This window comes from Chryseobacterium binzhouense, from assembly GCF_007474545.1.
Taxonomy (GTDB): Bacteria; Bacteroidota; Bacteroidia; order Flavobacteriales; family Weeksellaceae; genus Chryseobacterium; species Chryseobacterium binzhouense.
This window is the reverse complement of sequence record NZ_VKOG01000005.1, coordinates 16203-36369: the sequence shown is the minus strand read 5'-3', so window position 1 is coordinate 36369 and position 20167 is coordinate 16203. Positions and strand designations below refer to the sequence as shown.

Sequence of the window (20167 nt, the reverse complement as noted above, 5' to 3'; positions counted from 1 at the left end):
AACAATCTAACAATCATTAAATTGGTAAATTGTTAATTATTAGATTGTTACATTATTAAGTACTTTGTCTATCGCAATTGGAAAAATTTCATATTCTATCAAATGAACTTTTTCCGCAACGGTTTCGGGGGTATCATCTTCTGTAATGTCGAATGATTTCTGAAGAATGGCTTCTCCTTCATCAATTCCAGACGTTACAAAATGTACGGTTGCCCCGCTTTGTCTTTCTTTTGCTTCAATTACGGCATTGTGCACATGATGTCCCCACATTCCTTTCCCTCCGAATTTCGGAAGCAGAGCCGGATGAATATTGATTATTTTTCCGCTCCATTTTTCACAGAATTCAGGTTTCAGAATAGATAAAAATCCTGCTAAAACGATTAAGTCTGTATTCTGAGGAATTTTTTCAGCCAATTCTTTACTGAAGTTTTTTCCTCTCGGGATGAGAACATTTTCTATGTTATGGTTTTTCGCTCTTTCCAATCCGTAACATTCTCTGTCAGCAATCACTAATGATACTTTTGCATTCCGGATTTCTCCATTATCAATAGTATCAATAATTCTCTGAAGATTGGTTCCTGAACCTGAAACGAGTATGACTAAGTTTTTCATTAATTTAGGTAATAGATTTCAGATATTAGATTTCAGAATAAAAGTCTGAGATCTGAGATCTTAAATCTGATGTCCTTTAGAATTTCAAATCGATTTTTTCGCTTCCTTCTGTAATTTCTCCGATTTCATAAGCATCGTCTAAAAGATGCAATACTTTTTCGGAGTGCTCTGCATCCACTACGACAATCATTCCGACCCCCATGTTGAATGTTCCGAACATTTCTTCACGGGCAACTCCCCCTCTTTTTTCCAATTCCAGCATGATCGTCGGAATATTTATTTTTGAAGCATCAATCGATGCGCAAAGTCCGTCAGCTATGATTCTAGGAATGTTTTCATACAGACCTCCTCCCGTGATGTGTGCAATCCCTGAAACTTCTACTTCTTCAAGGATATTATGAATATCTTTATAATATAATCTGGTTGGAACCAAAAGTGTTTCGTACAAAGGTTTACCTTCAAATTCTTCGTTAAAATCCGGGAAAACTTTTCTTACCAGAGAGAATCCGTTGGAATGGAAACCTGAGCTTGGAAGAGCAATAATCTTGTCCCCTGATTTGATTTTTGAACCATCAATAATCTGGTCTTTTTCAACGATTCCTACGCAGAATCCCGCAACATCATAATCTCCAGGCTGGTACATTCCCGGCATTTCAGCAGTTTCACCACCAATTAATGCACAATTATTATCTTTACAGGCTTCTACCATTCCCAAAACGATTTCAGCAGCAATTTCGGAGTCCAGTTTTCCACAAGCAAGATAATCCAGGAAAAATAATGGTTTTGCGCCGTGACAAAGAATATCATTGGCGCACATTGCGAAACAGTCTACTCCGATAGAATCGTATTTTTTTGAATCTAGCGCAACTTTAAGTTTTGTTCCCACTCCATCAGTTCCTGAAACCAAAACCGGATTCTTGTATCCTCCGATCTCATAGAATGCCCCGAAACTTCCCAAATGATTCAAAACATTTGCATTGTGCGTTTCGCCCACCGCTTTTTTGATCTTGTCAACGGTTTTGTATCCTTCCTCTTTGTCTACTCCTGCTGATTTGTACGTGTTGCTCATTATTATATTAGATTTTAGATGCAAGATTTCAGATTACAGACTGTTATCTTTATCTTTTTACATTTACTTTTATCCTTTTAAAGAAAATAAAAAAGCCGACAATCTTGGTCGATTATCGGCTGATGTTTTATCTGAAAGTTTCAGAGTCCACAGTTTTTCCATATTTTGAAAAACATTGATTAAAAGTAGACTGAATCTTCATTTTTTTCTTTTTGCAAAGATATTAATTTTCCGTTAAATTTCAAATCTATTTTTCGAGTATTGATTCTAACGTAGCAATTTTGCTCATTTTCTCTTTTAACTCATTGTTTTTCTCTTCATTAGAAATACTTAGACTTTCTCTGTTGAAATTATCATTAAAAAAGGGAAGTGAAAAAGTTTCTACAATATTTCCTCCGTGAAGTGGAAAACGCTTTTCGGCTGCTTCCAGAACTCCCAGACCTCCTCTTCCACCGGGAGCTGTTGCCATTAGCAGCATCGGCTTCTCATTCCAGACTGCTCTTTCTTTGATTCTCGAAGTCCAGTCGAACACATTTTTGAATGCTGAAGAGTAAGTTCCGTTGTGTTCAGATAAAGATACCAAAAGTATGTCTGATGCGTCAATTTTCTCTGCAAAGTTTTTTGCGCCCTGCGGAACTCCGCTTTCTACTTCACGCTGATGCTTGTAGATAGGCATTTCAAACGCATTCATGTCTACAATTTCCACTTCTGCGTTTGGAATTAATGAAGCTGCGTAAGTAACCAGCATTTTGTTGATCGATGTATCGGAATTGCTTCCTGCTATTGCTAAAATTTTCATTTATTTTAATTGTATATTTTGATATGTTTTATTATTGGTTTTTTATGCAACCACCCCGTCAAAAAATCAATGATTTTTCGCCACCCTTCCGAAGGATGGGAATTTTTGTGGTTCAAAATTAGGGTTTATTTAAGATACGCCGGTAACTCCATTGGAACTTCCATTAAAAGAATTTCTGCATCTTCAAGTGCTTCAACATTAAAACTCTGAGTATCCCAAATTCCCAGTCCGTCTCTGCTGTTTAAAATCTGATCACCAATTTTTGCAGTTCCGCTAAGAACAAATGCATAGACTCCGTTTCCGTTTTTATTCAGTTGGTAGTCTTTTGAATTTCCATTTTTGAAATTAGCTAAATTAAACCATGCATCCTGATGTATCCAAACTCCGGCATCATTTTTATCAGGTGAGAGAATCTGCTGGAAGTCATTGATCTTCTCTTCACTTTTAATATTTTGCTGGTCATATCTCGGTTCAACGCCAATTTCTCTGGGAAAAACCCAAATTTGTAAAAATTTAACAGGTTCATCTTTATTTTTGTTGTATTCGCTATGCTGAACTCCTGTTCCGGCACTCATTACCTGAATCTCACCTTTTTTAATAACCGCAGTTGTTCCCATAGAATCTTTATGCTCCAGATCTCCTTCCAACGGAATAGAAATAATCTCCATGTCTCTGTGGGGATGTGTTCCGAAACCCATTCCCTGAGAAACGGTATCATCATTTAAAACCCTTAAAACTCCAAAATTAATTCTTTCCTGGTTTTGATATCCTGCAAAACTGAATGTGTGATAAGAATTTAACCATCCGTGATTGGCATGACCTCTTGTATCTGCTTTGTGATAAACTGTTTTCATATCTTTTATTATTATTTAATTATTTTTTATTGTTATCATTAATTACAATACAAATGTAGATCTTGCAAGCCCTGAAAATGTTGACGTAAGATAAGAAAGCTTTGAAGGTATTTGATTAAACAAATTCAAAAATGTAATCTGTAGAAAATAAAAAAGCGAACAATAAGTCCGCTTTATATATGAAACTTTTAAATATTATTAAAAATGGACCTGTTGAATCTCTTCCTCAATTTCTTTCGGAGTATCACCTCCGGATTTAACCAAAATCATCGTCAAAACTGCTCCCAACAACATGCAGATACCTCCGACAATGATATAATCAATTGCCATTTTACCAAAAACACCACTTACAATCGGACCTCCGAATATACCGTTTATGATTTGTGGAATTACAATAAAAAAGTTGAAAATTCCCATGTAAACGCCCATTTTTTTCTGTGGAATAGAATCAATAAGCATGGCATAAGGCATTGCCAGAATACTTGCCCACGCAAAGCCTAATCCTACCATGGAAATCCAGAGGTAACTTATATCTTTAATAAAATACATCGAAATCAATCCTAATCCTCCACTTGCCAAAGCCAAAGCGTGAGTCTGCTTTTTACCGATAAATTTGGCAATCGGAGTCAGCGCAAAAGCAAAGAAAATAGCATAGAAATTATAACTTCCAAAAAGACTTCCCGTTAAATCTCCCGCTTTATTAAATTCCGCTGAATGGGTATCTTCAGGAGAAAGACCGAAATGATGGGTTGCCAAAGCACTGGTTGTAAAAACCCACATCGTAAATAAGGCAAACCACGAGAAGAACTGCACCACGCCCAGTTTTTTCATCTGGGACGGCACATTGGCAAAATCCTTGAAAATATCTGACATTTTAGATTTTTCTTCTACAATTTCCTTTCCGCCTTCAAATGAAGCAAATTCTTCAGGAGAATACTCTTTGATCGTAATAATTGTATATAGAATTGATACAATAAGTACGGCCGCACCAATGTAAAAAGAATAGATAACATTATCTGCAACAAATCCTTTCGGAGCCTCATTAGAAATTCCCATTTTGGTAAGCCAGTTGGGTAAATCTGAGCCGATTACCGCCCCGATTCCTATCAAAATCGTCTGAACTGAAAAGCCTATTGTCGCCTGATGTTTTGGCAGCATATCTCCTACCAAAGCACGGAAAGGCTCCATTGCTACATTAATAGACGCATCCATCATTGCTAAGAAAATAACAGCGATCAACAAGACATTTGCTGCCATCATCTGTGTGGCGGAAGCTGCATTGGGAAGCATTACCAATCCGATGGCGCATAAAACGGCCCCAATTAAAAAATAAGGTTTTCTTCTCCCAAGTGGACTCCATGTATTATCTCCCATATGACCAATAATGGGCTGAACAATCAAACCTGTAACCGGCGCAACGAGCCAAAACCATGATAATTCGTGAACATCGGCTCCGAAATTTGCCAAAATCCGGCTTGCATTTCCGTTTTGCAGACCAAAAGCCATCTGGATTCCGAGAAATCCCATGCTCATATTAATAATTTGAAGCATAGAAAGATTCGGTTTTTTTCTCCTTTCTAATGAGCCACTGATATTTTTTTTCATTATTTAGTTTTTAATTTCTGAATTAATTCATCTTCAATCGCAGTTTTTTCGCCAACTACTTTGTCAACAACTTCATTGGGAACCGTCATAGAAAGTACATATTGTTTCACCTTCCAAACTCCGTTGATTTTTTCTAAAACTCCAGAGCCTCGGCAGATTTTCATTTGGGTATCCAATACTTCATCAAACCAAGCCAGTTTTACGTCTTTGCTGAAGTAAATATTTCTTTTCAGAGAAGTAAAATTCCATGTTTTCTTTTTATCGAAATAGGGTTTTGCCCAAATCATAAAGGCTTTTTTGTCCCAGACTTCTGTAGCATCTGTCCCGATAAAAACAGATTCATCGGCAAAATAATTAAAATAGGTGGTGAAATCTGCTTTTGCTGCCGCGACATTAAATCCGTCGAGCATAGTTCCGATTTCTGTTTTTTCTTTATCGAATTTTGACTGAGCAGAAATGGATGTAAAACTCAATACAAATAGGATGAATGTAAAGAATATTGTTGTTTTTTTCATTTTTAATTATAAACCTTTAATTTTATTTTTTAACGCAAAGAGCTCAAAGTTTTCTTTTTAACTACTAACTGTCTTTAAGTTCGCAAAGGCGTTTCACTTAGGTAAGATCACAAAGATTTTAATTGTGAAAGTTAGTTTTAATTCAATTCAATAACCATCGATGATTTTGCAGGAATTTTAAAATTGTCCTTTACCGGAAATTCTTTGCCGGAAATGATGTCTTTCCCTTTTGAAAAACCGTTCAGAGATTCTGCGAAATGCTTCACGTCGATCGTTTGTTCTGAATCATTATTATTTAAAATGACCATTACGCTTTCTTTTTCGTTATATCTAAAATACACAAAAACATTATTCTGAGGAACGAAATTTTTGGTTTTTCCTGTATGAATGACTTCTTTACCTTTTCTCCAGTTCAGCAACTTCTGAGTAAAATCGTAAAATTCTTTTTGTTCAGGAGTCTGAGTTGAAGAATTGAAAGCATTGATCTTATCTGATTTCCAGCCGCCCGGAAAATCTCTTCTGATGTCTGCATCGCCCCCTTTGTTTTTGTCGCCGCGCATTCCCACTTCAGAACCGTAATACAGCTGTGGAATTCCGCGAACTGTTGATATTAAGGTCATTGCCAGTTTATATTCCGCAGGATTCCCATTGAAAACTTCGTTAAATCTTTCGGTATCGTGATTTTCAAAAAACACCAAAAGGTTATTGATATTCGGGTACAGGAAATCGCTGGTAAATACGTTGTATAGTTTTACCATTCCGGAATCCCATCCGTCTTTTTCTTTCAAAGCTTTCGGAAGATCAGAATACAACGTAAAATCCATTACAGAAGGAAGGTTTGAATTATAATTTGCCGCCTCTCCTATTTTCGAATCCTTCTGCCACGCTGCAATATGCGCACTGGAATATAGCCAGGCTTCTCCCACAATATTGAAGTTCGGATATTCATCAGTAATGGCTTTTGCCCATTTTGCCATTGCTTCCTTGTCGTTGTAAGGATAGGTGTCTACACGGAAACCTCCCAATTCGGCATATTCGATCCACCAGATTGCATTCTGTGTTAAATATTTTAGAACCAAAGGATTTTTCTGATTAATATCGGGCATTGTTGTATCAAACCATCCGTCTAAGGCCAATTTTTTATCCACCTCAGAAGCATTTGTATCAAACTGAGTAGTTGTTTTATAATTGGAACGTTTAAAACCATTTTCGCCATCGCTGAACCAGTGAATCCAGTCTTTTGTAGGCAGATCTTTAATCATCCAGTGTGAAATTCCCCAGTGATTGGTTACATAATCCATCACGAGCTTCATTTTTCTTTGATTCAGTTTTTGGGAAAGTTCTTTATACTCTTCGTTGGTTCCGTAACGCTGATCAATTTTGTATAAATCTGTCTGTGCATATCCGTGATAAGAATATACTTTTTCGTTATCTTCATTCACCGGAGTAAGCCAGACAGCGGTTGCTCCTAGATTCTGAATATAATCCAAATTGTTGATAATTCCGCGCAGATCTCCGCCGTGTCTGCCGTTAGGAAGATTTCGGTTTGCTTTTTCCGTTAAATTGGGGCTGGAATCGTTTTTTTCATCGCCATTTGCAAAACGATCGGGCATGATGAGATACATCACGTCTTTGGAAGAATAGGATTCTCTGTTTGCTGAATTTGAATTTCTCTGCTTCAGTTCATACGTGTAAGAACCGACATTTTTCTTTCCGTTTTTTACATTGATGCTGAATTTCGGAACGTTAATTTCATTGGTATTAACGGTTACAAAAACATAGTTTGGATTTTCTACTTTCTGGATATCCTTGATCTGAACTCCGTCTGAAAGTTCAATTTCATTTTTCGCAATATCTTTCCCGTACATCAGAATTTGAAGTTCCGGGTTTTTCATTCCTTTCCACCAGAATGCAGGTTCTACTTTCTGGATCTGTGAAAAAAATAAAGATGATGCGCAAAGCGATGTGATAGAAAAAAGTTTATGACGCATAATTTTTCAAAATGTAATATAAATGATTTCGTTTTTATTTTAATGGCTTATTAAAAACTGCTTTGTATTGAGTCGTTCCTGAATTGTTAAATTCAATTCTCCTGTTTGGCATATCCTGAAGTTCATATTCTCCGTTACGGGTAAATTTCACTTCTGTAAATTTATACCCTGTAAGATATGTTACCTTAACCTGATAAATCCCTTTATCATTAATTTTTTTAAGCTCAGTATCCTGATCCCAGCTCAGAGGCTTGTCTTTCCCTCTGACTCCTACAGATGTAACATTATCAGAATCAGGAATTTCAATGGTATAAATCACAGTCTGTTTATATGTTTTCTGAACACAACTGAGCATCAGAAAACAGCACATCATAAGAAATACTATTTTTTTCATCGGATCATTTTTTTAGCAATTATATAATCTAAACCAAATCTTCCTGAGCCTAAAATAATGTAAAATAAACTTACCCACATAATTCCCATTGCAGGCAGCATATTCCACACTCCCTGATTCATCTGCTGAAAAAACACAGCAACAAACATGGTAATGAAGACAAGTACTGCAAAAGGTCTTGTAAACAATCCCAACAGCAAAAAAATTCCGCCCACCGCTTCGCTGAATGCGCCCATCCATGCAAAAAATGCAGGAAACATGGCAAAAAGACCACCGTATTCCGCGACATCATTCGGAAACCAGAAAGCCACTTCAAAAAATTTCAGATTATTGTCTGCCGGAGACCAAGGCAAACCAAACTTTGCAGCACCAAAATCACTGGTGAGTAAATATCCGCAAACTATTCTTGGAACAGCAAAAAGAAGATCCTGCCACCAAAATGGCATCTGAATGGGGGTAAGAATTTTTTTTATCATAGGAATATGTGTTAAAAAAACCCTACAGAAAAATCTGTAAGGTTTTTTAGTTGATTAAATTATTTTACAGGCTTGATAGAGATGGCAAAACCTCCGCTTCGTACCATTTTAAAATTGATTTTAGATTTGCTGGTGATCTCCTTTTTGTAGATGTTATAGCTTTGAGGATTGTTGATGTAATCCGCATCCTTTCCATCTTCATAAATGGTAGCTTCATATTTCTGACCTTTGTTCAGGAATGAGAAATCTACCGTGTAATCACGCTTGTTTTCATCGGTAATTCCGCCAACGAACCAGTTTTCTGTTCCTTTTGCTTTTCTCGCAGTAATGATATAATCGCCCGGTTCTGCCGATAAAATTTTCGTATCATCCCAGTCTGCCGCTACATCTTTGATAAACTGGAAGGCATCCATGTGCTTTTTGTAGTTTTCAGGTAAATCTGCCGCCATCTGAAGAGGCATATACATTACTACATACAGCGCTAACTGCTTTACCAGCGTTGTTTTTACGAAACGCTTATCTCCAGGGAAATAATAATCCAGTTTTGTCTGGAAAATCCCCGGTGTGTAATCCATCGAGCCTCCCATCCATCGTGTAAACGGAAGAATTGTCTGGTGATCAGGATTGTTCCCGCCGAAGGCCTCATATTCGGTTCCTCTCGCAGCTTCAGCCGAAATATAGTTTGGATAGGTTCTGCTCTCCCCAGTCGGACGAACCGATTCATGTGAATTTATCATAATTTTATACTCATTTGCTTTCTCAGCAATTCTGTAAAAATGATTGATCGTCCATTGAGAATAATGATGTTCTCCCCTTGGAATAATATCTCCTACATATCCGGTTTTCACCGCATCATACCCGTATTTATTCATCAGCTGAAAAGCTTTGTCTGCCCATCTTTCATAGTTTGTGGCTGAACCTGAAGTTTCGTGATGCATGATGAGTTTGATACCCTTAGAATGTGCATAGTCATTCAGCATTTTAATGTCAAAATCAGGATATGGAGTAATAAAATCGAATACAAATTCTTTTGAATTTCCAAACCAGTCTTCCCATCCTATATTCCAGCCTTCTATCAGTAATCCGTCGAAACCGTTTTCAGCAGCGAAATCAATATATTCTTTCACTTTGGTATTATTAGCAGCATGTTTTCCGTTGGGAGTCAATTTTGCAAAATCAGTTTCGCCAATTCGAACATTAGATTCCGGTTGTCCGTAAGCCCACTGAGATTTACCAATAATCATTTCCCACCATACTCCCATGTATTTTGTAGGATGAATATAAGAAGTATCCGTATATTTTGTGGGTTCATTAAGATTAAAAAGCATTTTAGAAGCCATTACTTCTTCTGCCTTTGGAGAAACAATAATGGTTCTCCATGGGGTAACCATTGGAGTCTGAACATATCCTTTAGCTCCCTGCCTGTCTGCAGTAAGGTGAGTTTTAAATTTAAAATTCTGAGCATCAACTTCTAAATGAGAGGCTGGATAATCTAGCACTGCTGCTTCAGCAATATTGATGTATAAAGGTTCTTTACCTTCTCTTTTCAACATTAAAGGAGACTGTACTGCATTTTTTATTAACGTCTGGGAAGCATTTGCATCTGCTGCACCTGCCCATTTTGAAGGGATTTCAGAAATTTTTGTCTCCTGGTATTTATATTCCTGCGAATCATAATCTGCAACCATCCACCATGCTTTCATATCAGAAGTCAGATCTATTTCAGAGTCTTCTTCTCTAATGACGAAGTAGTTTAAATTTTTCTGCTGAGGAAATTCATATCTGAAACCTAATCCGTCATTAAATAATCTGAATTTAACAACAATACTTCTTTCTGTAGAAGCCTGATTAAGAGTAAGGGCCAACTCGTTATAATGATTGATGTAATTTTTCTTTTCGCCTAATACAGGCTGCCAGGTTTCATTTTTGGTATCTCTTTTTTCCGCAATTTTTGTAAATCCGCTATTTAAATCGAACTTAGCATCTTCAGGCTTTGCAATTTCAGAAGCAAATTTTATGGCTTTGTCTTTAAAAATTCTTAATCCTAATTTAGAATCTTCTACAACAATATTTCCATTGTATTTAAGATTATAGTATGGAACCCCCTGTTTTAGCTGGAAGTTCATTTCAAATTTCCCGTCAGGAGATTTGAGGGATTGTGCATTGATACCGGCAAACATCATGGAGAACAAAGCTGCTCCCATTGTAATTTTCTTCATAATGATTATTTATAAACGTATAAAAATAAACAAAGTGCTGCTGAAAAGCAACACTTTGCTATGTGAAATCCATTATTATTATTTCTTAACAAAAATATATCTTCCATCTAAATCATTGAAATAGACGTCATAATTACCTGCTTCATTTACAGGTATATTAGCACCGCCAGATGTTGCAATTCCCGAAAAAGGAGTATTGCTTCCCCAGTTAGTTCCCCAATCATTATTAGCTCTAAATTTTGCTTCCCCAACAGTAAGTGAAACGTTACTTATCTTCCAAATATGAGGATTAAAAGATGATGTAACCATATCCTGATCACTGTTCCATCCGTCAGGTGTTGAAGAACCAATAATACCTATAGTTGTATAGACATTACCAGATGTAGAAGGGGTTAAAGTGAATGTTTTCAAGTTAATATCAATTTCGAAACTGTAGTATCCAGCAGAAGGAATACTAAATACACCTGGTTCGTTGGATCCGTTAGGATTGCTAACTGAAACTACACTTCCGTTTACTCCCCATTGTGGATGCCATTCGCCAAGCTTTTCTAATACTTTAAATGCTCCGGCAGCAAAATATCCTCTGAAGTAAAATTTGTTAACATTAACCGGATCTCTAAAAAGTACAGGATTGTTGTTGTTGTTATTCCATCCTGCTTCTGTAGCATCGCCAACAAGATATAGATTTTTCAGATCAACAAAAGGTGTTACTTTTAACGAAAGCACATTAGAATAATAATTTGCATTCTGATTAAAAAATGTTCTCAACCTTACTTCTATATCAGTCTCTTCTCCTGGTTTTGCTCCTAAAGCTACTAATCGTTCGTTAAAGATTTTGTGTGTAAGAGTTAATGTAGCTGGATCTTTTGTTGTCGATATAGACTGAGAATTATTGAAATTTGTGCCTTTCAATGCTATTTCAATTGAATATTGAGGAACAACCAAAACATCAAAAGCAGGAATTTTATATGAAAACTTTATCGCTTCCACTTCTGGTGTAGCGTTATTAAGAACCAAAGTGCTTTTATCAGCAGAAATATTTCCTTCTGAAACTTCATTTAAAACTATCTTATCATCTTCCTCTACACACGAGAAAATAAATAAAAACAGCATTGAAGTTAATAATATATTAATTATTTTTTTCATTTTTTAACAATTTAAAAATTAATACCCTGGATTTTGAGTTAGATTAGGATTTGCCTGAATTGCAGAAGCTGGAATTGGGAAAAGCTTATAATTATCTGATATAGATGTTCCGTTTGCTACACCTCCTTTCCAAGGCCAAAGATAAGTTGCGCCGGTAAATCTTCCGAATCTTATTAAATCCTGTCTTCTGACACCCTCAAGACCTAACTCTCTACCTCTTTCATCCAATACGTTTTGTAAAGTAAGTGCAGGAAGAGAAGAAGCATTTGATCTTGTGCGAATTTGATTAACATAGGTAAGACCCTGTGCTACATTGGCTGTAGAAGCGCCTCTCAAAGCACACTCAGCATATATAAGATAGGCATCTGCTAATCTGAAAAGAGGAAAGTCAGTAGATGAAAAAGATGTTACGGCACCAGAACCATCTGAATTCTTATTAGAAAATTTTATTGAAGGATAACCATCGGTCCACTCTTTATAGTCAGCCATTTCATAATTGTGGCCTGTTAACCAAAATTGCTTTGCTCTAACATCTGTACTTGCTGCAAGTGCTGCTGCATTGGGTGCGAAAAGTCCATACCATCCTTTTGTTGCACGGTGCCCGCCCCAGCCTTCTGTTGCTCCATATGTATCTAAAGTCATAGTAGCTGAGTTCAGATTTCCATTCACAATATAGGTAGTATTACCAAAGCTTTGAGAATTGCTAGCATCAGCAATCAAAGGGAAAATAATTTCTTTGGAAGTATTATTATCAGCTCGGAAATTTTTCGCGAAATTAGACTCTAACTGATATATACCACTTGTAATTACTTTTGTAGCATAAGTTGCAGCCTCACTATACTTTGCGGATCCGGTGTAGACCTCAGCATTAAGATATAATTTAGCTAATAACATCTGAACTACAGCCTGATTTGCTCTACCGTAGCTATTTGATGGAGCAATCTTCGATTCGATATCTTTAAGCTCGGATTCTACAAATGCAAATAGTTCAGCCCTTGAAGCTTCAGGAATAGGGTTAGGAGTACCATAATTTTCATCATTGACTAATGGGCCTTTTCCAAAAAAATCAATTAAATAATAATATGATAATGCTCTTAAAAACCTTAGTTCACTAATATACTGGTCTTCATTTGGAACGTCTACTTTTTCTTTCAAAATAATAATGAGATTAGTAGTTTGAGGAATAGTATAATAAATTCTGTCGTATACATATTTAAAAAATTTATTATTAGAATTCCATCCTGTTGTTGTCGTTAACTGGTCTAATCCGTTATCTCCCCACCTATTTTTCATTCCATCAGCCGTAAAATCATTAAGATTTACAAGCCCCCTGATAAAAGGTGATTCTCCAGCATTAGCTCCTGCGATATCAGAATCTCCCGGACCTGAAACACTGGAGAGTGCAAATGTGGAATACATTCTGGATAGTAATCCTTCTACGGCATTAGGATCTCTTACCAATAACTCTTCTAAAGTCAGTTCATATTTAGGTTCAGTTACCAGATCATTGGTACAAGATGCAAGAAATAATCCTGCTATTGCTAATATGCTATATATTTTTGTTTTTTTCATTTTAAATCAATTAAAAATTAAAGTTAAAGCCTAAAGTATAAATTCTTGGTCTTGGATAAAAATTACTATCAATTCCTCCAAAATTCTCAGGATCTTGTCCTTTATAATTAGTAATAATAAAAGCATTGTTTACTGATCCGTAAATTCTTAAATCTAGTTTGTTGCCAAATATTTTGTCAATTTTATAACCTAAAGTAACATTATCCATTCTCAGAAATGAAGCATCATGCAAGAAATAATCTGAGAAAAACATATTGTCAGTTGGCTGAACAAGATTTATAGAATACTGATTGTTTGAGAAATCAAGAGTATTATTTAAATGTTCTGAGTTTGACGGCTTGGTCTGATTAACAAAACCTTGCGCAACATGTCTTCCATCATACACTTTACCGCCAATCTGTCCCCTCAGGTTAGCAGTGAAATCCCAATTTTTGTACGTTAACGATGTTCCAAATCCATAAGTAAAATTAGGAATCATTTGAGCATCATAACGATCTTCGTTAGTGATAATTCCATCACCATTTCTGTCTACAAAAGAATCTGCAATAGGGTTACCTGACGCATCATAAACCTGTTGGAACACCCAGGCTGAATATGGCTGTAAACCAACAACATTATATGCAACTTTTACGCCTGTTCCTACTGGAAGATCTCCTCCTGCAGAAATTCTGTCATAATATTTCAGTTCTAAAATTTCTCCTTTATTATAGGAAAAATTACCAAAAATATTCCAGTTTAGATTTTCATTTTTAATTGGATTTACATTAAGATTCATTTCTACCCCACGATTTCTTAAAGATCCAACATTATCCGAAAATTCATTAGTAAGACCTTGTCCAGGTGGTAGTGGAGCTTTCAGTAATAGATCGGTAGATTTTCTATCATAAAAATCAATGCTTCCTGAAATTAAATTATTTCTGAATAGGCTGAAATCTACACCTGCATTCCAGCTTGTCGTTGTTTCCCATTTCAGATTTTGATTAAAAGGCAAAGCATTATAAATGTTAAAACCAGGAAGGTATTGAGCAGTTTCAGAGCCTAAAGAAAATAAAGGTCTTGAAGGATAAAAACCTCCAGAAATCTGAGTTATATCTTGCTGACCTGTCTGCCCCCATCCTAATCTTAGCTTAAGTTCTTTAACAACAGATGAGTTTCTAAGAAATTCCTCTTCCTGCATTTTCCATGCAACTGCTGCAGAAGGAAAATATCCCCACTGGTTGTCAAAGCCATTAAATAGAGAAGATGCATCTGCTCTGAAAGATGCAGTAAACAAATATCTGTTTTTAATATCTACATTAGTCCTTGCAAAGAAAGACTGTAAATTCAGGTGATTAAAATATCCAAATGTAGGATTAGCTCTGTTTGGTTGCGGAATTCTAATTCCGGAACCGCTTGGATCTGCGTAGAATTGCTCTTTATTTCCATCATATCTAAAATCCTGATAAGTATAACCTCCCTGAATTAAAAAATTAGTAAAAAAGTCATTAATTTTTCTGTTATAAACTAAATATGCATCCAAGTTTCTATTATTAGTAAACTGGTTTTCCGCATATCCCAAGCCTGGATTATATAAGATATCATCCAAAGAATTGTATACTAAATTGATTACTGAATTACGGGCATTAGGTGCATAAGTTTCACGAATTTTAGTTCTTGAAGATTCAATACCCATATTGACAACCGCTCTTAAATCTGGTAAGAAGTGAAATTTATAATCCAACTCAACATTTCCTAAAAAACGCATTGTGTTTTCTGGCCTAAATCTCTGCTCAAGGAGACCAAGAGGATTAGAATCAGTTGTTAAATTGTAACGTCCATTTGTTCCAATGTAATAATTTTGATAATATCCTCCAAAATAGTTAGGTCCATTCATGCCCCAAACATCACTACTATATACTGGTAATGTTGGATTTCTTGATAATGCACTTCCTATTGCACCACCAGCATCTACAGTCTGTTTGTCTACTTTAAACCCTTTTGCATTAACATCTACTTTTAGATGTTTATCAAAAAATGTTGGTGTAAGTCTTAAGGTTGCAGAATATCGTTCTAAATCATCATTTCTCACTACCCCTTCTGTCCTGTTATATCCTAAAGATAATCTTACAGGTAATCTATTAAAGAGATTTCCAGAGGCACTAAAGTTGTTATCTGTAGATACTGAAGTTCTGTAAACTACATCCTGCCAGTTGGTGTCATAAACTTTTCCCATGACAGTCGGGTTGTTGATATCTCCACCAACACCAAGCTTCCATACATCATTTGGAAAATAGTTTTTAACAAAATCTACGAACTGGTCAGAGTCCATTACATCAATGTATTTTGAAACTTTTCCAACAGAAACATTGGTGTTGAAACTCATTTTTAATTTTCCGCCGCCTGATTTCGTTTTAATCAAAATTACACCATTAGAAGCTCTCGCACCGTAAATCGCTGTAGCGGAAGCATCTTTCAGAATTGAAAATGATTCTATATCATTTGGATTTACTAAAGCTAAAGGGTTTTGTATTCCTGCTGGATTAGTAGCATCAAGAGGAATTCCGTCAATAACAATCAAAGGGTTATTAGATGCACTTAGAGATGATCCTCCTCTAATTCTTATATTTGGATTAGAATCTGGTGAACCTCCGTTATTGGTTATCCTAACTCCTGGAGCCTTCCCCTGTATCAGTTGATCAGCGGAGACAATTGCACCTTTGTTAAAATCCTTCTCAGTTACAGCAGTCACTGATCCTGTAAGATCTGTTTTCTTCTTAGCTCCAAAACCCACTAAAACAACTTCTTCAATAGTCTTTTCTTTTGTAAGAGAGTCGTTATTTTGTGCCTGCAATATTGAGCTTGCCAATAAAAATGCCGGCGCAATTTTCAATACCGTTGTAAAGTTTTTCACAATATTATATTTTATATAGTTTCTTTATTTTTCTTTAGCTTTAAGCTTTGGTGCAATTTATAAAAAAATTATAATTATCATAATTTTATTTTAATTTAACATAAAATTATGTATATTAAACAAGTAATTTTATTTAATTTACTGATAACAAATTATTTAATGAAAATATGCATAACATAACATGGTTTGTAAATTAACAATAGGTTAAACAAATGTTTAACTTATTATCATATTAATTAACTAATTAGACCTATTTTGTTTCATAATATTCATATTGAGATAATTTTGAAGATTTACCTTATCTTTGCAGACTTAAAACTATACTATAAATGTCAAACAGAAAGATGATTACGGCAGCTTTGCCTTATGCAAACGGACCGGTTCATATTGGGCATTTGGCAGGTGTTTATATTCCTGCAGATGTTTATGCGAGATTTCAGAGAAGATCAGGGAAAGATGTGGCGTTTATCTGCGGAAGCGATGAACACGGAATCCCTATTACCATAAGAGCTAAAAAAGAAGGCGTTACGCCGCAGGATATTGTTGATAAATACCACGAAATCATCAAAAAATCTTTCTCAGATTTGGGGATTTCTTTTGACGAGTATTCAAGAACAACTTCTGTAAATCACCGGGAAACAAGTCAGGATTTCTTTAAAGTTCTTTATGAAAAAGGGAAGTTTACAGAAGAAATGTCTGAGCAGTATTTTGACGAACAGGCGGGAGAATTTTTAGCAGACCGGTATATTGTAGGAACCTGCCCGAATTGTGGTAATGAAAATGCGTACGGAGATCAGTGTGAAAAATGCGGTTCTACCCTTTCACCATCCGAATTGATCAATCCAAAATCAATGTTGAGCGGCAATGTTCCTATTTTAAAAGAAACAAAAAACTGGTATTTACCATTAAATGAATACGAAGATTTCCTAAACGAATGGATCATTGAAGGTCATAAAGACGACTGGAAGCCGAATGTCTACGGACAGGTAAAATCCTGGTTGAATGACGGTTTGAAACCTCGTGCAATGACCAGAGATTTGAATTGGGGTGTTCCTGTTCCGCTTCCGAATGCTGAAGGAAAAGTACTTTACGTTTGGTTTGATGCACCAATCGGTTATATTTCTTTCACGAAAGAATGGGCTGAGAAAAACGGAAAAGACTGGAAAGATTACTGGCAAAGCGAAGAATCTGATTTGGTTCACTTTATTGGAAAAGATAATATTGTGTTTCACTGTATTATTTTCCCTTCGATGATGAAAGCTCACGGCGATTTTAATATGCCGAAAAATGTTCCTGCTTTTGAATTTCTGAATCTTGAAAACGATAAAATCTCAACTTCAAGAAACTGGGCGGTTTGGGCGCACGAATATGTGGAAGATTTCCCCGGACAACAGGATGTTTTGCGTTACGCACTGCTTTCATCGGCTCCGGAAACAAAAGACAATAACTTTACCTGGAAGGATTTCCAAACCAAAAACAATTCAGAATTGGTTGGGATTTTCGGAAACTTCATCAACAGAGTGGCAGTTTTAATTCATAAATACTATGACGGAATTGTTCCTCAAGGTGATGTAAATACTCCTGAATTAGCAGAAATCAATAAAGCTGCAAAAGAAATTTCAGGTTTTCTGGAAAACTATGAATTCAGAAATTCTTTAACAGCTTTAATGAATTTAGCACGTTTTGGAAACCAGTATCTTCAGACAGAAGAACCTTGGAAAACCATTAAAGACCATCCTGAAAAAGCGGCGCATTCTCTATTTGTAGGCGCTCAGATTGCTGTTGCTTTAGCTCAATTATGTGAACCTTTTATGCCTTTCAGTTCTGAAAAATTATTGACTCTATTTAATGTTCAAAAAACAGATTGGAAAGACGTTGAAACTAAATCTGTTTTAATTGAAACTGGTCACAAAATCAACGAAGCATCTCTTCTTTTCTCAAAAATTGAAGACGATGTTATCGAAGCTCAAATCCAAAAACTGGAAAGCACCAAACAAAACAATAAAAAAACAAACCCTAACGCCAACCCTATGAAAGACGAAATCACTTTTGATGATTTTACAAAAATCGACTTAAGAACTGCAACCATTTTAGAAGCTGAAAAAGTAGAAAAAGCAGATAAATTGTTAAAACTGAAAGTAGATACCGGAGTGGATGTAAGAACGGTAGTTTCAGGAATTGCAGAAAGCTTTACTCCGGAAGAAGTGATTGGAAAGCAGGTAATGATTTTATTAAATCTTGCTCCGAGAAAAATCAGAGGAATCGAATCTCAGGGAATGTTGCTTTTAACCACAAAACCGGACGGAAAATTATCTTTTGTAACGCCTGACGAAACGGTAGATAATGGTATTGAGATTGGATAAGATCAATTTTGTATAATATAGAATAGCTCCTTACAAATAAGGAGCTATTTTTATTGTTAGAGAATGTAATTAATAAATCTGGATATAGCTGTGGACAGTTCCTCCAGAAGTAATAGTAAACCATTCCGCCTCCGAAACCGATCCCATCTCATAGGTAGGATAATTGCTTGCACAAGGAACTACTCCTAATTCAAAATGATCATAAATATTATTTGCTGCATCTCTTAAATCAAATGCATAAAATGACCAGTCGGTGGTAGGTGAAATAGCCACTACATTCGGATGATTGTAAGGAAGTACTGAAGCCGGTGTCGTATTAGACATTCTTACAAGGTAATCGAATACGGGAATAGTAGCGGTATTAGCGGTGTAATATTTAACGTATTCTGTACTCGAAGAAGCCGGAATTGTAAAATTGCCACTAGACAAGGTATTTCCCACGTAAAGTTCCGGAACACAATTGGTCAGATCAGCAGCTCTCAACCTCCCTGTAAGCTTATAACTTGAATAATTGTTTATTGTAAGCGGAGTTACTTGGGAAAATGCAATGGTGCTTAAAAATAAGCTGAACATTAAAAATATCTTTTCCATAATCTTCAATTAAAAAATATCAATAAAAGTATATTTTATACTTCCGGACGTAATAGTATACCATTCAGCATAGCCATAAACACTGGAAACATTGGTCGGTCCGCTGAAACAGCTATTAGTACCATCTCCCAAATTTCCTAAAAAATAAGTTTCAGGTACGTTTGTTCCTCCTGAAGACACCGGAGTATTTGTTCCTGCAAACCACATTTGAAATTTAGTGTGTCTCCAGTCAGTATTTAATGAGATAGGTCCCATTGGGGATAATGTAGGGTGGTTTGGAATTCTTGGCATACCAGGATTAGTTGGTGAGGTCGTAACAAAAAAAGAGCTGATACCTGCTGCCACACCATCATTGTACGTTGACAGGTAAAAGCTGTCGGATGCGGGTACTAGAAGTTGATCGGGTACGGCGGGATATCCGATACTGACCATAGGATAACAGGTTCCTAATGGAGTCGCCATTAACTGACCACGAAAATCGTAAGGTGAATAATTGTTGATGGTAAGCTTACTTTGCTGTGCAAAAATCTGGGTTCCTAAAGCACAGCAGATTATTAAAAAATGCTTTTTCATAATATTACAATTTCACGTTATTTCTTATTTGAGCCATTTTTTCCTGATTAATCTGGATTGCCCAGACCAAAATCGCAGAAACATCTCCATTTGTTTTCTGCTGGATTTGCGCATCTGTAACTCCGGTAGACTTAATAAGTTCTGTTGCAGAAGGAAGAAGAATTCTTTTTCTTCTGTCGCTTAATTCTGCACTTCCGCTTCTTTTTTCTTCCTCGGTGGCTCTATTGGCGGGATCTCCCAGACTTCGCATTGCTTTGGCAAAGTTTTGCATTTCAGGAGTTTTCATAGATTCTACTGTATTAACAGTTGCACTTTCGTTGGTGCAAGAATTTAACACAACCATTAAAAGGCTAAGTGTAAAAAGAATTTTTTTCATAGTAAATAAATTTTTGTTATTAAAAAGGTTTGATGAATTGTAACTTCTAGATTTTAGTTAACGGATTAAATTTTCAAAAAACAATGAATTAAGTGTACTGCAATTTAACAATAAATTATTTC

At 35.9% G+C, this 20167-nt stretch carries 17 protein-coding genes; 1 reads left to right on the top strand and 16 read right to left on the bottom strand.

What is annotated here, in order from left to right; genetic code table 11:
- Positions 1–39: 39 nt before the first annotated feature.
- From purN to FNE73_RS12890, 13 genes are all read right to left on the bottom strand, one after another.
- Complete coding sequence (gene purN, locus FNE73_RS12950; protein ID WP_143885004.1) at positions 40–612, bottom strand: phosphoribosylglycinamide formyltransferase; 573 nt, start codon at positions 610–612, stop codon at positions 40–42.
- A 76-nt stretch (positions 613–688) separates the two neighbouring features.
- Positions 689–1681, bottom strand: a complete 993-nt coding sequence (purM, locus tag FNE73_RS12945; protein WP_143885003.1) for a phosphoribosylformylglycinamidine cyclo-ligase — start codon at positions 1679–1681, stop codon at positions 689–691.
- 247 nt (positions 1682–1928) lie between these two features.
- Entirely contained in the window at positions 1929–2480 is a 552-nt protein-coding gene (locus FNE73_RS12940; protein WP_143885002.1) for an NADPH-dependent FMN reductase, read from the bottom strand.
- A 125-nt stretch (positions 2481–2605) separates the two neighbouring features.
- On the bottom strand, positions 2606–3334 hold the full coding sequence (locus tag FNE73_RS12935; RefSeq protein WP_143885001.1) for a pirin family protein: 729 nt from the start codon (positions 3332–3334) through the stop codon (positions 2606–2608).
- Between the two features lie 198 nt (positions 3335–3532).
- A complete protein-coding gene (locus FNE73_RS12930) occupies positions 3533–4939 on the bottom strand; it encodes an MFS transporter (RefSeq protein WP_143885000.1) in 1407 nt (468 codons plus the stop codon).
- The gene (locus tag FNE73_RS12925) at positions 4939–5454 is read right to left on the bottom strand and encodes a nuclear transport factor 2 family protein (protein WP_143884999.1); all 516 of its coding nucleotides are present in this window, start codon (positions 5452–5454) and stop codon (positions 4939–4941) included. The genes FNE73_RS12930 and FNE73_RS12925 overlap by 1 nt, the downstream gene beginning before the upstream one ends.
- Before the next feature lie 137 nt (positions 5455–5591).
- Complete coding sequence (locus FNE73_RS12920) at positions 5592–7445, bottom strand: glycoside hydrolase family 13 protein (protein WP_143884998.1); 1854 nt, start codon at positions 7443–7445, stop codon at positions 5592–5594.
- A 34-nt stretch (positions 7446–7479) separates the two neighbouring features.
- Complete coding sequence (locus tag FNE73_RS12915) at positions 7480–7839, bottom strand: hypothetical protein (protein ID WP_143884997.1); 360 nt, start codon at positions 7837–7839, stop codon at positions 7480–7482.
- Entirely contained in the window at positions 7836–8315 is a 480-nt protein-coding gene (locus FNE73_RS12910) for a DoxX family protein (protein WP_143884996.1), read from the bottom strand. The genes FNE73_RS12915 and FNE73_RS12910 overlap by 4 nt, the downstream gene beginning before the upstream one ends.
- Before the next feature lie 59 nt (positions 8316–8374).
- A complete protein-coding gene (locus tag FNE73_RS12905; RefSeq protein WP_143884995.1) occupies positions 8375–10534 on the bottom strand; it encodes a glycoside hydrolase family 97 protein in 2160 nt (719 codons plus the stop codon).
- Positions 10535–10612: 78 nt separating this feature from the next.
- Positions 10613–11680: a SusF/SusE family outer membrane protein gene (locus FNE73_RS12900; protein ID WP_143884994.1), complete on the bottom strand. Its 1068-nt coding sequence runs from the start codon at positions 11678–11680 to the stop codon at positions 10613–10615.
- Positions 11681–11698: 18 nt separating this feature from the next.
- On the bottom strand, positions 11699–13252 hold the full coding sequence (locus tag FNE73_RS12895; RefSeq protein ID WP_143884993.1) for a RagB/SusD family nutrient uptake outer membrane protein: 1554 nt from the start codon (positions 13250–13252) through the stop codon (positions 11699–11701).
- Positions 13253–13262: 10 nt separating this feature from the next.
- Positions 13263–16142, bottom strand: a complete 2880-nt coding sequence (locus tag FNE73_RS12890) for a SusC/RagA family TonB-linked outer membrane protein (protein ID WP_185147344.1) — start codon at positions 16140–16142, stop codon at positions 13263–13265.
- Positions 16143–16471: 329 nt separating this feature from the next.
- Between FNE73_RS12890 and metG the strand changes: the two genes are divergently transcribed.
- On the top strand, positions 16472–18505 hold the full coding sequence (gene metG, locus FNE73_RS12885; protein ID WP_143884991.1) for a methionine--tRNA ligase: 2034 nt from the start codon (positions 16472–16474) through the stop codon (positions 18503–18505).
- Positions 18506–18574: 69 nt separating this feature from the next.
- Here metG and FNE73_RS12880 read toward each other — a convergent pair whose 3' ends face one another.
- The 3 genes from FNE73_RS12880 to FNE73_RS12870 are packed head-to-tail and all read right to left on the bottom strand — an operon-like array spanning position 18575 to position 20045.
- Positions 18575–19096: a hypothetical protein gene (locus tag FNE73_RS12880; protein ID WP_143884990.1), complete on the bottom strand. Its 522-nt coding sequence runs from the start codon at positions 19094–19096 to the stop codon at positions 18575–18577.
- Positions 19097–19105: 9 nt separating this feature from the next.
- Positions 19106–19669 (bottom strand): hypothetical protein, encoded by a 564-nt coding sequence (locus FNE73_RS12875; RefSeq protein ID WP_143884989.1) that lies wholly within the window; start codon positions 19667–19669, stop codon positions 19106–19108.
- A 4-nt stretch (positions 19670–19673) separates the two neighbouring features.
- Complete coding sequence (locus tag FNE73_RS12870; protein ID WP_143884988.1) at positions 19674–20045, bottom strand: hypothetical protein; 372 nt, start codon at positions 20043–20045, stop codon at positions 19674–19676.
- Positions 20046–20167: the final 122 nt, after the last annotated feature.